The 12,549-nt window shown below is 70.1% G+C and carries 13 protein-coding genes; 6 read left to right on the top strand and 7 right to left on the bottom strand.

What is annotated here, in order from left to right; translation table 11 throughout:
- Positions 1 to 18: 18 nt before the first annotated feature.
- From fdxA to ABD324_RS22025, 6 genes are all read left to right on the top strand, one after another.
- Positions 19 to 360, top strand: coding sequence for a ferredoxin (fdxA, locus tag ABD324_RS22050; protein WP_344420221.1), 342 nt, complete (start codon positions 19 to 21; stop codon positions 358 to 360).
- A gap of 90 nt (positions 361 to 450) precedes the next feature.
- The gene (locus ABD324_RS22045) at positions 451 to 807 is read left to right on the top strand and encodes a hypothetical protein (protein WP_344420218.1); all 357 of its coding nucleotides are present in this window, start codon (positions 451 to 453) and stop codon (positions 805 to 807) included.
- A 115-nt stretch (positions 808 to 922) separates the two neighbouring features.
- Positions 923 to 1,753 (top strand): TauD/TfdA dioxygenase family protein, encoded by an 831-nt coding sequence (locus ABD324_RS22040; protein WP_344420215.1) that lies wholly within the window; start codon positions 923 to 925, stop codon positions 1,751 to 1,753.
- Between the two features lie 40 nt (positions 1,754 to 1,793).
- Positions 1,794 to 3,305, top strand: a complete 1,512-nt coding sequence (locus ABD324_RS22035) for a class I adenylate-forming enzyme family protein (RefSeq protein ID WP_344420212.1) — start codon at positions 1,794 to 1,796, stop codon at positions 3,303 to 3,305.
- Complete coding sequence (locus tag ABD324_RS22030; RefSeq protein ID WP_344420209.1) at positions 3,274 to 3,576, top strand: hypothetical protein; 303 nt, start codon at positions 3,274 to 3,276, stop codon at positions 3,574 to 3,576. Before ABD324_RS22035 ends, ABD324_RS22030 begins: the two co-directional genes overlap by 32 nt.
- A 40-nt stretch (positions 3,577 to 3,616) precedes the next feature.
- Positions 3,617 to 4,552 (top strand): SDR family NAD(P)-dependent oxidoreductase, encoded by a 936-nt coding sequence (locus ABD324_RS22025; RefSeq protein WP_344420206.1) that lies wholly within the window; start codon positions 3,617 to 3,619, stop codon positions 4,550 to 4,552.
- A 133-nt stretch (positions 4,553 to 4,685) separates the two neighbouring features.
- Here the strand turns inward: ABD324_RS22025 and ABD324_RS22020 are convergent, their stop codons facing one another.
- The 7 genes from ABD324_RS22020 to ABD324_RS21990 are packed head-to-tail and all read right to left on the bottom strand — an operon-like array spanning position 4,686 to position 12,497.
- The gene (locus ABD324_RS22020) at positions 4,686 to 5,987 is read right to left on the bottom strand and encodes a cytochrome P450 (RefSeq protein WP_344420203.1); all 1,302 of its coding nucleotides are present in this window, start codon (positions 5,985 to 5,987) and stop codon (positions 4,686 to 4,688) included.
- Positions 5,988 to 6,039: 52 nt separating this feature from the next.
- Positions 6,040 to 6,861, bottom strand: a complete 822-nt coding sequence (locus tag ABD324_RS22015; protein WP_344420200.1) for an SDR family NAD(P)-dependent oxidoreductase — start codon at positions 6,859 to 6,861, stop codon at positions 6,040 to 6,042.
- Positions 6,862 to 6,865: 4 nt separating this feature from the next.
- Complete coding sequence (locus ABD324_RS22010) at positions 6,866 to 7,294, bottom strand: nuclear transport factor 2 family protein (protein WP_344420197.1); 429 nt, start codon at positions 7,292 to 7,294, stop codon at positions 6,866 to 6,868.
- 20 nt (positions 7,295 to 7,314) lie between these two features.
- A complete protein-coding gene (locus ABD324_RS22005) occupies positions 7,315 to 8,496 on the bottom strand; it encodes a thiolase family protein (RefSeq protein WP_344420194.1) in 1,182 nt (393 codons plus the stop codon).
- 1 nt (position 8,497) lies between these two features.
- A complete protein-coding gene (locus tag ABD324_RS22000; RefSeq protein ID WP_344420191.1) occupies positions 8,498 to 8,908 on the bottom strand; it encodes a Zn-ribbon domain-containing OB-fold protein in 411 nt (136 codons plus the stop codon).
- Positions 8,905 to 11,364 carry a CaiB/BaiF CoA transferase family protein gene (locus ABD324_RS21995; protein ID WP_344420188.1) on the bottom strand — a complete coding sequence of 820 codons (2,460 nt, stop codon included), beginning with the start codon at positions 11,362 to 11,364 and terminating at the stop codon, positions 8,905 to 8,907. The genes ABD324_RS22000 and ABD324_RS21995 overlap by 4 nt, the downstream gene beginning before the upstream one ends.
- Complete coding sequence (locus tag ABD324_RS21990; protein WP_344420185.1) at positions 11,361 to 12,497, bottom strand: alpha/beta hydrolase; 1,137 nt, start codon at positions 12,495 to 12,497, stop codon at positions 11,361 to 11,363. Before ABD324_RS21990 ends, ABD324_RS21995 begins: the two co-directional genes overlap by 4 nt.
- Between the last annotated feature and the right edge of the window lie 52 nt (positions 12,498 to 12,549).

Genomic DNA, 12,549 nt, shown 5'->3' with positions numbered 1-12,549 from the left:
AGCGCGAAGAGAGATCCCATGACCTACGTGATCACGGCAGCCTGTGTCGACGTCAAGGACCGGACCTGCCTGACCCAGTGTCCCGTCGACTGCATCTACGAGGGCGAGAGGTCGCTCTACATCCAGGCCGACGAATGCATCGAGTGCGGGGCCTGCGAACCGGTCTGCCCCCAGGAGGCGATCTACCACGACGCCGAGCTGCCGGTCGACCAGCTCTTCGCGCTCGACAGCTCGGCCCAGTTCTTCAGCATGGTCCACCCCGGGCGCGACGCACCCCTCGGCAAGCCGGGCGGGTCGAAGCCGATCGGCGTGGTCGAGGGCGACTCCGATGCCGTTGCCGCTCTTCCGCCCGGCGAGTAGTTGTGACCTCCGTCAGACCACCGATCGCCTTCCCGATGAACGGAAGCACTGCCTTGCCCGCTGCCTGCGCAGGTCCGGATCATCGGCTTGGTGAGGCCGAGCGGTGGACGACCGCCGGAGTCGCTCGGCGAGCCCGGCGGCACTGTCGCCCGCCGCACGCAGGACGACGGAGGGTTCGTGATGGCGGAGCAGAAGGAAGCGGGCGGGGAGAGTGCAGGCCACGGGTCCGTCGGGAGCGTTCGACTGTCCATGCCCCGCAGCAACGACGTGGCAGAGAGTCTGACCGTCTCGACCGTGCGGTGGTCCGACGACGACGGCTCGACCGCCACGGCGGTCGAGATCGCCCTCTCCATCGGGGCGACGCAGGTCCTCACCGCACTCAGTCCCGCAGAGGCGACAGCTCTCGCCCGCATGCTCGACGATGCAATCGGCCAGATCGCTGCCTGAGCGGGAGTACCACGGCGCTCCGACCTGTTCTTGCCTGGCAGGTTGGAGCGTGAACGGCGCCGGCCTCGCCTGCGCCGGCCGAACCACGGAAATACGATCACCACGAGGAGAGACCATGTCGGCCACACTCAACTGCAGGCCCATCGCCGGGCACATCGGCGCCGTGGTCGAGGACTTCGACCTGACCCAGCCGCTCGGCCCGGACACCGGTCAGGCGATCCGCGAGGCGGTCGCCACGCACGGCGTCATCTTCTTCCGCGAGCAGAACCTCGACGTCGAGCAGCACGTCGCGGTGGCCGAGGCGCTCGGGCCGCTCCGCGACAAGACCCTCGCCGCCGAGAAAGCCGCCGGCCGCGCGCAGGTCGGTGTCATCTCGACCGGCAACGGCCTGGCCTACGAAGCCGCCACGTGGCACACCGACAGTACCAGCGAGGAGCTGCCGCCGTCCTTCTGCGTCCTCCACATGCAGCAGCCTGCGGCGGTCGGTGGTGACACGATGTGGGCCAGCCAGGCCGCGGCGTACGAGGCACTGTCACCGTCGATCAAGGACCTCCTCGACGGGAAGACCGCCCATCACGGCTACAGCGCCAAGCACCTGGTGTTCAACCCGCATCTGTCGCTGACCGGTATCGACCACCCCGTGGTCGTGGAGCAGCCGATCACCGGGCGCAAGGCCCTCTTCGTCAACAAGGTCTTCACCCAGCAGATCAACGGCCTGTCCTTCGTCGAGAGCGACAACCTGCTGCGGCTCCTCTTCGAGCACTCCGTGCAGCCACAGTTCACCTGCCGGTGGAGCTGGACCAAGAACGACGTGGCGATCTGGAACAACCCGTACGTGCAGCACTTCGCCATCCACGACTATGGCACGTCCTCGCGCAAGATCCACCGCGTCGAGGTCGAGGGCACGCCGATGGTGATGGCGAAGACCTCCCAGCAGGGCGCGTGACGACCGGTCGTTGCGGGCGACCGGTAGGGGGACCGACCTGATGGGTGTCGAGCTCCTGCTGGAGATGGCGGTGTCCGCCCATCCCGACCGGGTCGCCGTGCGCGACGGGCGCCGCGAGCTGACCTACGACGAGTTGAGACGTGCCGCCGGTGACCTGGCGGCACGCCTCCACGCCCAGGGCGCCCGGTCTCTCGCCTTCGTCGGTGTCAACTCGGCGGTGGTACCGATCGCCCTCTTCGGTGCCGCTCTGGCAGGCGTCCCGTTCACGCCGTTGAACTACCGGCTCTCCGCCGACGCGCTCGACGTGCTGGTCGGGCGCCTCGACGCCCCCCTAGTGCTCGGGGATTCCGACAAGCTCACCGCCCTGTCCCTCTCGGACTCGGTGGTCGAGGTCGTCGACACGGACACGATCGGAGGGCCCTCGGCCGGGTCGAACTGGTCCCCGCCGGAGACCGACGACGGCGCGCCGGTGGTCATGCTCTTCACGAGCGGCACGACCGCGGCGCCCAAGGGCGTGCTGCTGCGTCACCACCAGCTGATGGCCTACATCCTGCAGACGGTCGAGTTCGACGCCGGCGCAGGGGAGACGTCGTTGGTGAGCCTGCCCCCTTATCACGTCGCCGGCGTCGGGGCGGTGCTCTCAAACATCTACTCGGGCCGTTGCCTGAGCTACCTGGCCGACTTCTCCGCCCAGGTGTGGCTCGACCGGGTGCGGTCCGAGCGGGTGACCTCGGCAATGGTCGTTCCGACGATGCTGGCCCGAGTCGTCGACTCGCTCGACGGCGAGCCCGCGGACGTCCCCTCGCTGCGTTTTCTCGCCTACGGCGGTGCCCGGATGCCCCTCCCGGTCCTCGAGGCCGCTGTCGCGGCCTTCCCGGACACGGGCTTCACCAATGCGTACGGCCTGACCGAGACCAGCTCGACGATCGCCGTGCTGAGCCCCGACGACCACCGGGACGCGATGTCCTCGGACGACCCCCTCGTGCGGCAGCGGCTGGGCTCGGCCGGGCGATTCGTTCCGGGCGTCGAGGGCCAGATCCGAGGTCCGGACCGGTCGCTGCTCGGTCCCGGCGAGATCGGCGCGCTCTGGGTCCGCGGGCCGCAGGTCTCCGGTGACTACGCGGAGACGGGCTCGGTCCTCGACGAGGACGGATGGTTCGCCACCCGCGACGACGCATGGCTGGATGCCGGCGGATACCTGTTCATCGCGGGCCGCACGGACGACACCATCATCCGGGGCGGCGAGAACATCGCGCCTGACGAGGTGGAGCAGACGGTGATCACCCATCCCGATGTCGCCGACGTCGCGGTCTTCGGCACGCCCGACACCCAGTGGGGCGAGCGCACGGTCGCGTGCATCGTTCTGCGGTCGGACGCGGTCTGCACCGAGGCCGACATCCGGGAGTGGGCTCGGACCCGAGCGCGGTCGTCACGCACTCCGGACGTGGTCCGTTTCGTCGATAACCTGCCGTACTCCCCCACCGGGAAGCTGCTGCGGCGTGAGTTGAAGGGAACGATCGGTGGAGCTGAAGATCGGACAGCGGCTTCGTAGCCAGGTCTGTGACACCGAGGTCATCGTCGTGCGGTCGGGCTCGGTCGAGCTCACCTGCGGCGGTGCCCCGGTCATCCTGCACGGCCAGGATCCCGAAGCCGGGCTCGCGCTCGTCCCGGGCCTTGACGGTGGCACCCAGATCGGGAAGCGCTATACGGACGAGCGCGGCGTCCTCGAGATCCTCGTGACCAAGCCCGGCAAGGGCACGCTGGCCGACGGCCAGAACCCGCTGCCGCTGCGCGAGAGCCGGGAGCTCCCTGCGAGCGATTGACGGCCACGCGTCCAACAGATTCAGCAGGACAGGAGCAGGAATGCAGGAAGGCGAGTCCCGAGCCGCGAGTGCGATGCGGTTCGACGGGCGCGTTGCCGTGGTCACCGGCGCAGGCCGGGGCCTGGGACGGGCGTACGCACGACTGCTGGCCGCTCGCGGCGCCCGGGTGGTGGTGAACGATCTGGGCGGCCCGTCCGATGGCGGCCTACAGGACGCCAGTCCCGCGCGCAGCCAACAGGTGGTCGCAGAGATCGAAGCCGCAGGCGGTTCCGCAGTGGCGAGCGGCCACGACATCTCGACCCTCGACGGCGCCCGGGGCGTGATCGACATGGCGCTCGAGGCCTGGGGGCGGATCGATGTCGTCGTCAACAACGCGGGGACGCTGAAGACCGCGTCCTTCGCGGACACCGAACGCTCGGCCCTCGAGCGCACCATGGCGGTCCACGTGCTCGGGACGTGGGGAGTCACGCAGGAGGCCTGGCGGCACATGGCCGAGCAGGGCTACGGACGCGTCGTCATCACGACGTCTGCGGCGGGCCTGTACGGCAACCATACTCCACCGATGGCCGCCTACTCCGCGGCGAAGGGCGCCGTCTACGGGCTGACCCGCGCGCTGGCGGCCGAGGGCGTGGATCTCGGCATCCGCGTCAACGGCCTCGCGCCACGCGCCTTCACCCCGATGCAGGCCGAGCACATGACGGACGAGGCCCAGGCCCGTCGGTTGGCGCACGAGCAGCCGCCGGAGGCCGTCGCCCCGATCGTGGCGTTGCTGGCACACGAGGACTGCCCCGTCAACGGAGAGATCTTCTTCGCGGGCGGTGGTCGGGTCGCGCGCCCCTTCATGGCGGAGACGCCGGGCGCCGCGATTGCCCTCGACGCACCTCCGGAGAAGCTGATCGAACTGCTTCCCGAGATCCTCGCGGAGGACGGGTACACGGTCCCGCAGCCCTATGTCGCACCACGCGGGATGCGCTGACTGGAGCTGGACGCGAACGAAGGCCTCCGAGCTGATCGGAGGCCTTCGTCGTGTCCAGGGCGGGTCCCCCTGCGCAGAACGAGAGGCGCGGCCGACCTGGCCGGCCGGCCGCGCCGTGTGGTGGGCGGTCGGCTCAGTCCCGGACGAGCCGGATCGGCAGCTCGACCGGCCGGTGCAGGTTGATCTGGGGGTGGAAGCGGATGTCCTCGAACGGAACCGGGAGCTCCAGCAGCCGGTAGCGCCGGAGCAGCCGGTCCAGAGCCACCCTGACCTGGACGCGGGCGAGCTCGGCGCCGGCGCAGTAGTGCGCGCCGGAGCCGAACATGAGCTGGGGCGGCTGCGTGCGGTTCACGTCCACCTCGTGCGGCACGGGGCAGCTCTCGGCGTCGCGGCCCGCGGCGCCGAGGTGCACCCCGACCCGGGTACCCGCCGGGATCATGACCCCGCCGAGATCGACGTCCCGGGTCGCCCGCCGGAACAGCAGGTGGATGGGTCCGTTGAGTCGCAACGTCTCCTCGACGAAACCGGCCAGCTTCGAGGGCTCGGCCCGGAGCTCGTCGGCGAGCTCCGGATGCTGGGTCAGATGCAGCACGGCCTTCGACGTCGTCGTCGACGACGTCTCCGTGCCGCCGACGAGGAGCGTCTGGGCCACCATCAGCAGCTCGGCCACGGTCAGGCGCTCGCCCTCGATCTCCGCGGCGACGAGCTTGCCCAGCAGGTCGTCGGAACCGTTCGCCTGGATGTCCGCGATCCGCTCGAGGAAGTACTCGTCGAAGTCGACCCGGGCCTGCGCGATCTCGTCGAGCTCGTCGTCGGTCAGCTTGCTGCCCTGCATCCGGATGAAGGCCCCCACCCAGCCCAGCAACATCTCCGCGTGCTCCGGCACGCTGTGCAGCTCGGTCAGGATGTAACCGACCATGAGCGGGTCCGAGTACTCGGACCGGATCTCGATCTGGTCCCGGTCGCCCAGGCCGTCGAGGATCCGGTCTGCCATCTCGACGATCATGTCCTCGGCCGCGCGGGCCCGTCGGGGCGCGAAGGCCGGCTGGATGAGCCGCCGCTGGCGGGTGTGCAGCGGCGGGTCCGAGTGCGGCGGCACGGGAGGGTAGGTCTGGCCGGAGGCGTCGAGCAGGTCAGTGTGCCCACCACGCTGCCGGGCGATGGCGGAAGCCCTGCGCAGGACCTCCGTCATGTTGTGCGAGCTCTCCTCGTTGGCGTGCTGGTTGCTCGAGAAGGTCGCGGTGTCACGCAAGACCTGCGACACCTCAGCCCGTCCGGTCACGACCACCATCCGGTGCGAGGGGTACTCGACGACCGGGGCGATGTCGCGCAGCTCGTCGAAGGCGTCGACAGGACACGACATGACCCCCGGGTCGAGGGACAGGAAACGCCCCACCTCCTCAGGGAGTGCTCGGTCTGCCACTGAACCGGTCATGGGCGGGACACTCCTTCGTGTTCGGTTCTGATCGGCCTGCCGGTCAGCGTGTTCATCGCGCGGCCGGTGCGTCCAACGGCGAGGTCACCGGGTCGCCGTAGGTCGGCATGTGCCCCGTCAGCCCGCCGTCGACGACCAGGGCCTGACCCGTGATGAAGCCCGCGGCGTCCGACGCCAGGAAGGCGACCGCCTCCGCGATGTCCTCCGGCCGGCCCGAGCGCCCGACCGGCTGACGCCGCAGGATCCTCTCGAGCATGTCGGGCTCGGTACGCACGCCGGGGATCAGACCCGGACAGACCGCGTTGCACCGGATGCCCTGGCGTCCGTACTGGGTGGCGATCGACCGGGTGAGCGAGAGCAGGCCGGCCTTCGCCGCGCTGTAGGCCGGCACCCAGGTGTCCCCGATCAAGGCCTGGATGGACGACGTGTTCACGATGGCGCCGCCACCGCGAGCGATCATCAGTGGGATCACGGTGCGGCAGCACAGGAACGCGCCACGCAGGCCGATGTCCATCGTCCCGTCCCACACCTCGTCGGTGAGGTCGGCGACGGGACCGTCGGATCGGGCGAGGTGCACGGCGGCGGCGTTGTTGTGGAAGATGTCGACCCCGCCGAACGCCTCGGTCGCCGTCGAGAAGATCCGCTCGACCGCATCGTCGTCGGCGACGTCGCCCCCGACGGCGACGGCGGTGCCGCCCGCTGCGACGATCGCCTTCGCCCTGGTCTCCGCGCTCTCGAGGTTCCAGTCGGCGACCACAACAGAGGCTCCACGCGCTGCAAGGAGGGTCGCCGTCGCACCACCGAGCGCACCGCCACCACCGGTGACGACTGCGACCTTGCCGATCATTCCGCCGGCCGGTCCGTTGTCGGTCATCGGCTCAGTCCTTCGAGAAGGCGCGGTCGTACTCGGCCGGGTCGTGGTATTCCTTCCACAGCCTGATCTGCCCGTCCCGGAACTCGAAGATGGCACAGTAGGTGTTGCGGTAGGGCTTCCCGGTCGATGCTGCGATGCCGTCGCTGCGGTACTCGACCACGGCGCGATCGCCGCCCTCGACCAGGTGTACGAGGTCGATGTCGAAGGTCAGCCTGCTGAAGATGTCCGCGCTGCGCGTGTAGAGCGCCACGATGGCGGCGCGCCCGACCAGCGGGTTGTCGTACTCGACCGTGGTGTGGGCGTTGACGGACTCCTGGTCCCAGTGCACAAGCAGCATCTCGGCGTCGTCGGTGAGCAGATCCGGCAGCCGGTCGAACTCGCGGGCTCCCAGGGCCCCGAACCACTCACGGATGAGCTTCTCTCGAATGTCCACTACATCTCCTGTAGGAATAGTCAGTTCAGTCTCGTGAGCGTCATGCAGCCGGCGATGAAACCGGCGCCGTTACTGACCAGCGCCACCTCGGGGCTGTTCGCCACCTGCCGGTCCCCGCCGTCACCGCGTAGCTGCAGCACGGCCTCGTGGACGAGACCGAAGCCGCTGAGCCGGCCCGCCGAGAGCTGGCCTCCTCCGGTGTTCAGCGGCAGCTCCCCGTCGAGGGCAATGCGCTTACCGCCCTCGAGGAACGTCCCGCCCTCACCCGTACCGCAGAATCCGAGGGCTTCCAGCCAGATCAGGGCGGACCAGCTGAACCCGTCGTAGAGTTGGGCGACGTCGACGTCGGCGGGACTCAGGTCGGTCCGGTTCCACAGCGAGCGGGCGGCCCCGAACGACGCGTGGTCCTCATGTCCCCCCCACTGGTCCCACGAGGCGCGTCCGGTCAGCGCGCTGCCGAAGGCGTCGAACCCGACCGCCGGGCGACGGCTGTCGCGCGCGGTGTCCCTGTGCGACACGACGACCGCCGTCGAGCCATCGACGGGCACGTCGCAGTCGAGCAGGCACAGGGGCGTACTGATCATCCGGGCGTCCAGATAGTCCGCCACCGTGAGCGGATCACGGTAGACCGCCCGGTCGTTGAGCCCGGCGTTGTACCGCTGGGTGACGGCCAGCATGCCGAGCTGCTCGCGGGTCGTTCCGAAGTCGTGGAAATGCCGACTCGCCTGCAGGGCGACCCGGTTGGCGCCGCTGTGCCCGCCGAACGGCTGCGACCACTGGGCCCATCCCCCGGTCTCCCGCTGCGGCTCCTTCGGAACTCGCCGGCCGGAGGCCTCGGTCGTGGTCCGGTAGACCAGGACATGCCTGGCCAGGCCCGCAGAGACCGCCAGGCAGGCACTGAGCAGGGCGCCGAGCTGGCCAGGACCCTCCATGCCGCTGCCAGTGTGCCAGTTCAAGGCCAGCCGCATCGCGTCCTGGACCTCCCAGGTACCCGGACCGGAGAACGGGGTCGCCCCACCACCCGGCACCCCCGTGCCCGGCCAGGTCGCGAGGCCGTCGACCTCGGCCGGGGTCAGACCGGCGTCGCGCAGGGCCGCGTGGGCGGCCTCGAGGGTGAGATCCAGGCCGCCGCGCCCGAGGTGTCGTCCCACCTGGGACATCCCGATCCCCGTGATCGCGCAGGAGTCCTCGAACCGAGCCATGTCACGTCCTCGCCGGGACAAAGAGCGGGAGGAAGACCGGATCGTGGTCCTCGAACGCCACGGTCACGTCCATCCCGATGCGGACGTCGTCGGCCGGGCAGCCGACGACCGCCGTCGTCAGCCTGAGCCCCGGCTGCTCCGGCAGCTCCACGACAGCCATCGCGTAGGGCTCCCGGAACCCCGGTGTCCAGGCCTGATGGTTGACGGTCACCGCGAACACCGTCGCTCTGCCGCTCACGGCCTCGGGCTCGACGGCCGTCGCGCTGCACCGTGGACAGACCGGCGCCGGCGGATGGATGTAGTAGCGGCACTCGGTACAGCGGGCGATACGCAGCACCCCGTCACGCCCTGACGTCCAGAAGAACCGGGTGTCGGGATCGAGGACGGGCAGCACGCGGGGGACGTCGGTCACCGGCGCCCCTTCGCCCGGAAGACGGCACCCTCGGCAAGCAGACCGTCCACCTCGGACTGGGAGTAGTCCAGGTCGGCCAGCACCGAGTCGGTGTGCTGCCCCGGCACGAACGGGGGCCCGGCGATCGTCCCCGGAGTCTCGGAGAGCTCGAACAGCAGCCCCGCGGCCTCGAGCTTCCCTACCGCCGGGTGTGGGTAGGAGGTGACAACCTGCCGCTCGACGAGATCGGCGTCGTCGAACATCCCCAGCACGAAGTCCGGGGTCGAGATCTCGCACGGCACACCCGCTCCGTCGAGCGCGTCGAACCAATCCTGCGCGGTCCGCCCCGCGAAGGCCTCCCGGAGCGCGGCCGTGAGTTCCTCGTCGTGGACCGCCCGCGAGGCGGATCCGTCGAAGCGGGGGTCCGCCAGCAGTTCGGCGCGGCCCAGGGTCCGACACAGGGCTTCCCAATGGACCTGCGACCGCACTGCGATGCAGATCCAGGCGTCGTCGGCGCTGCGGTACAGACGGTAGAGGGCGTCCCACCCGGTCTGGTCACGGTCGAGCCGCGGTCGCATTCCGGACTCCGTGCCGTCGGCCGTCATCCACGCCTGGGAGTTGTTCAGCAGATGCGCGTTGACGATCGCGGTGTCCACGAACTGACCCTTGCCGGTGCGCTCCCGCTCGTAGAGCGCTTGGACGATGCCGATGGCAGCGAGCAGGCCGTTGCCGGGGTCGCCGAGCGAGGTGCACGGCCACAGGGGCTGCCCGCCGGCGTCCGTCGCCCCCTCGGCCCACTGCGTCCCGGCGATGGCCCCGGCGGTCTGGTCGTTGCCCGGCAGCCCGGCCCGCGGCCCGGTATCGTGGCCGCGCGTGTGGCAGTACACGAGGTTCGGGTTGATCTCCCGCAGCGACGCCTCGTCCAGGCCGATCCGGGTCGCGGCGTCCATCCGCATGTTGTGCATGACGACATCGGCACTCGCGACGAGCTTGCGGAGCACCGTGCGGGCGCCGGCCTCCTTGAGGTTCAGCCCGATCGACCGCTTGCCCCGGTTGGCCCCCATCGCCCAGGCGTTGCTCATCCAGAACTCCTCGCCCGGACGGTTCACCTTGATGACCTCGGCGCCGAGGTCGGCGAGCATCTGACCGCCGTAGGGGCCCGCCACGGCGAGCCCGAGATCGAGAACCCGGATACCGGAGAGAGCGTGGGCGAGCGGCGCACCACCGACAGCTTGCGCAGCGTCCCGGCCGCTCCGGGTCGCGGCCTCCCGCAGGACGGCCTCGGTGTCCGCGCCGGCGTCGACCGGAGCCACCAGCGGCCCCGGGGTGTGACCCGACAGACCGATGACGCGGCCAACCTGCCGCACCGGGCCACGCTTCGGGTCGTCCACCTCGACGACGATGCCGTCGGCGATCAGCTCCGGGTCCCCGAGGGCCTCCTCCGGGGACCGGACGACCTGAAGCGGGACCCCGACCTTCGCGGCGAGTTCGGACCAGTCCGCCGAGTCGAAACGACGGACCGCCTCCGCCATCAGCGGCTGGTAGTGGTGCAGGACGATCATCTCGGCCGCCTGCGGCCCGATCCTGTCGGTCGCCCCACGGGGCCCGGTCAGGGTGGACGCGTCCGCCATCTCCTCGCCCGCCGCGGCACCGAGCAGGAAGCTCGGCAGCGACATCCACTGCTGGATCCAGCGGTCGTCGGCACAGCGGAAGACACCGTGCGGGGCGCGCGGGTCGTTGACCCACGACTGGAAGTCCGGTGCGTCCGGGCGTTCGACGCGTTGCCACACCGAACCGGTCGTCGCCAGCACGCCCTGCAGGAGCGAGGTCTGCACCCACTGACCGCGGCCGGTGACCTCGCGGGCGCGCAGGGCGGCGCTCAGGACGAGGGTGGCCAGCGACGCCGCCGCGAGGCTCGGCCACGGAAGGGCGGAGAACAGCGGCCCGTCCCGCTCGGCTCCACGCCAGCAGCCTTCCGGCGCCTCGATGCCCTCGAGGATCGGCTCCGAGCCGGCCAATCTAGCGATCGTCCCTCCGACCACGCCCCGCGACTCCCACTGATGACCGGTACGAGCCGCGACCAGCGCGTCGTAGGCGGGCCGGTGGGCGTGCGGGCCCGTCTGGCCGTAGCCGGTGATCGAGCAGGTGATCAGGCGCGGGTTGAGCACCGAGAGCCGATCGTGGTCGAGCCCCAGCCGCTGCATCGTCCCCGGGGAGAAGCTCTCCAGGACGACGTCGGCCGACGCGGCAAGGTTCCGGAAGGCCTCGGCCCCATGTGGTTCCTTGAGGTCGAGGAATGCGCTGCGCTTGCCGCGGCCCCACACCTGGTAGCCCGACAGGTCGCGGAACGGGTCCCCGGTTGGCGGTTCGATCTTGGTGACCGCGGCGCCCTGGTCGGCCAGCATCATGCCTGTGATCGGGCCCGCCACACCCCACGACAGGTCAAGGACGGTGAGGCCCTCCAGCACGCCGCTCACGAGAGGTCCCCGAACTTCTTCGCCACCCACTCGGCGATGAGGTCGGCGCCTTCGTCGCGAGTGTCGGGTGCGTCGTTGAGGTAGTGGTTCGCGCTGATCTCCGCGTACTCCTTGTCGGCCGAGGCGATCGCGGCGAAGATCCTGTCCGCGTCGCTGCGGTACACGCCCGGGTCACCGGTGGCATGCAGAACATACGACGGGACCGTTACCCGTGCCAGGTGCGGTTCCGCCCGGCACTGGGAGGTCCGCATGCTCCACATGGACAGCCAGGTGCGCAACGTGCTGGCGACGCCCAGCCCCCACACCGACGAGTTCGCCCGCTGGGGGTCGCCACCGATGGACCAGTTGGGCCTCCTGTCCGAGGGCTCAATGGAAGGGTCGATCATGCGGGGGTCCGCCCAGCTGCGGCTGACGGCGAACACGCGGTCGCTGACGCCGGCCTTGCGCAGCCGGGACAGCTCGGCCTCGGCCCAGTCGGTGATGCGGCCGTTCCGGGCGAGCTGAGCCTCCCGGTAACGGGCAAGGAACTCCTCTGTATAGGGAGGCCCGTTCTCCGGGTTCCACAGGTCGAGGTCGGGATCGGTCACCGTCGGATCGAATTCGTCGAGCAGCGAGGCGTCGAGCCGGGAGGTGAGGCAGTCCGGTCGACCCGGGTGCGCCGCCAGCGAGATGTAGCCGTCCGCCGGCTGGAGATCGTCGAGCCCTCGGGCCGGGCGCATCCCGGCGACCGGCTCGATGTTCGGTTCGACCGCCTGGGACTGGTAGCAGGACATCAACGATGCCCCACCCGAGTTGCCGAGCAGGATGACCTTCTCGACACCGAGCTGCTCTCGCAGGTACCGCACCCCTACCCCGATCTCGACCACGGCGTGATCGAGCAGGAAATGGATCTCGTCGCCCCGGTAGCGGGTGTTCCAACCCAGGAACGCGATCCCGCGCTCGGCCAGGAGCGGAGCCAGGTAGTGCTCCGAGAAGTCGACGTTGTAGTGCGTCGCGATAATCGCGACCTTCGGTGCACTCCCTCGCCGCCGGTGCAGGAGCCCCTGGCAAGGGTGGCCCCCCGCCCCTGCCGGGCCGCTGATCGGCGAGGGCAGACCGACGAACATCCGCTCAACGCCGTCGCTGGTGTCCATGACATTCGTCCTCTCGTGGCGCGGACGGGTCGCGCCATGACCGTTCACAGGC

Origin of the sequence: Pseudonocardia ailaonensis, assembly GCF_039531635.1 — a bacterium.
Classification (GTDB): domain Bacteria; phylum Actinomycetota; class Actinomycetes; order Mycobacteriales; family Pseudonocardiaceae; genus Pseudonocardia; species Pseudonocardia ailaonensis.
The sequence above is the reverse complement of the archived record's forward strand: the minus strand, read 5'-3'. Positions and strand labels throughout refer to the sequence as shown.

What these genes read in the sequence shown, in the direction of transcription:
- ABD324_RS22035 (WP_344420212.1), top strand. Translation starts at nt 1,794, where the DNA reads ATGGGTGTCGAGCTCCTGCTGGAGATGGCGGTGTCCGCCCATCCCGAC.
- ABD324_RS22020 (WP_344420203.1), bottom strand. Translation starts at nt 5,987, where the DNA reads ATGACCGGTTCAGTGGCAGACCGAGCACTCCCTGAGGAGGTGGGGCGT.
- ABD324_RS22015 (WP_344420200.1), bottom strand. Translation starts at nt 6,861, where the DNA reads ATGACCGACAACGGACCGGCCGGCGGAATGATCGGCAAGGTCGCAGTC.
- ABD324_RS22005 (WP_344420194.1), bottom strand. Translation starts at nt 8,496, where the DNA reads ATGGCTCGGTTCGAGGACTCCTGCGCGATCACGGGGATCGGGATGTCC.
- ABD324_RS21990 (WP_344420185.1), bottom strand. Translation starts at nt 12,497, where the DNA reads ATGGACACCAGCGACGGCGTTGAGCGGATGTTCGTCGGTCTGCCCTCG.
- ABD324_RS22040 (WP_344420215.1), top strand. Translation starts at nt 923, where the DNA reads ATGTCGGCCACACTCAACTGCAGGCCCATCGCCGGGCACATCGGCGCC.
- fdxA (WP_344420221.1), top strand. Translation starts at nt 19, where the DNA reads ATGACCTACGTGATCACGGCAGCCTGTGTCGACGTCAAGGACCGGACC.
- ABD324_RS22025 (WP_344420206.1), top strand. Translation starts at nt 3,617, where the DNA reads ATGCAGGAAGGCGAGTCCCGAGCCGCGAGTGCGATGCGGTTCGACGGG.